Consider the following 268-nt stretch of genomic DNA (forward strand, 5'->3'; position numbering starts at 1 on the left):
ATAGCCATCGATGCTACTCATATTGAAGCGAGAGATCGTAAACCTGAGAAAAAGAAAGAAGAAGGGGACCCAGTCAAGCAATCCCCCAAAAAACGTGGACGAAAACCCAAAGCGGAACGGGAGAAATGGCTCAAAGAACAACAGGAACTGGAAGAGAATCGACCCCTTTTTGAGAAGAAAATTGAAGCACAACTTCCTCTTAGTTTCAAGACGATCGAACAGCAAATCCCGCAGGTTCCTCACTGGGAATTAAGAAAAACTCCGAGGG

General features: G+C 45.1%; 1 pseudogene. It reads left to right on the forward strand.

What is annotated here, in order from left to right:
* Positions 1 to 268, forward strand: a pseudogene (locus tag DSOL_RS26525) (IS5/IS1182 family transposase); the annotation flags it as partial.

Origin of the sequence: Desulfosporosinus metallidurans (genome assembly GCF_001936615.1) — a bacterium.
Lineage (GTDB): Bacteria > Bacillota > Desulfitobacteriia > Desulfitobacteriales > Desulfitobacteriaceae > Desulfosporosinus > Desulfosporosinus metallidurans.